Source organism: Corallococcus sp. AB032C (assembly GCF_003668935.1).
GTDB classification, from domain to species: domain Bacteria; phylum Myxococcota; class Myxococcia; order Myxococcales; family Myxococcaceae; genus Corallococcus; species Corallococcus exiguus.
Genome location: NZ_RAWP01000257.1, coordinates 1 through 897 on the forward strand (window position 1 = coordinate 1; position 897 = coordinate 897).

1 pseudogene is annotated in these 897 nt (G+C 77.6%); it reads left to right on the forward strand.

Annotated elements, in window-relative coordinates:
- Positions 1-76: 76 nt before the first annotated feature.
- A pseudogene (locus D7X99_RS41945) lies at positions 77-897 on the forward strand (hypothetical protein); the annotation flags it as partial.

Below are 897 nucleotides of genomic sequence, written 5' to 3' on the forward strand. Positions count from 1 at the left end.
GCCCCGCGCTGCGGCGCCGCAGTCCGCAGCCATCCCCCTCCCCGGTGCAGCCGCGCCGCAGTCCGCCGCCATCCCCATGGGCGCGGGCCCTGCCATTCCGCTTCCCGGCGCGGCCGCTCCGCGCTCCGCCGCCATCCCGCTGCCCGGTAGCGCCGCGCCCCAGTCCGCCGCCATCCCCATGGGCGCGGGCCCTGCCATCCCGCTCCCCGGCGCGGCCGCTCCGCGCTCCGCCGCCATCCCGCTGCCGGGGATCGCCGCGCCGCCCGTCCCCGAGGATCCGTTCTCCTTCGACGACGAACTCCCGCCCGCGGCCTATGCCTCGCCGGGCGTGGCCGCGCCCCGGGCCATCTCGCTCGACGCGGGACCTGGCGCGCCGGTGGCCCTGCCGGACGACTCGTTCAGCTTCGACATGGACGCCGCGCCGCCGGCCCCCGCGCCCATGGCCGCGGAGGACGACTTCGCGGAGGTGAGCAGCGGCGAGTTCTCCTCGGTCGACACCACCGACTTCTCCGAGCCGCGCGAGGACGTGACCCGCGTCGTCGCCATCCCCGTCCCCAACGCCGCCTTCCGCGAGCCCGCCGCGCCCGCCGCCTACGGCACGCACGAGCCCGCCGGCACCGCGCGCGACTTCGACTTCTCCGAAGAGCCCGTCGCCGCCGCCCCGCCCGCCGAGGCCGACTTCGGCACGCCCGACTTCGACTTCGCGGACGACGGCACCCTGCCCGTCCCCGCGCAGCCCGCTCCCGAAGACGCGTTCACCTTCGACATCAACGATCCGTCGAACGCCCACGGCCCCGCGGCGTCGCGTCCCCATCCGCAGACCTACGGCTACGGCGAGCCGGAGCCCCAGGCGGATCCGTTCGCCCTGGCCCCGCCCCCCGCGGAGCTGGAAGCGGA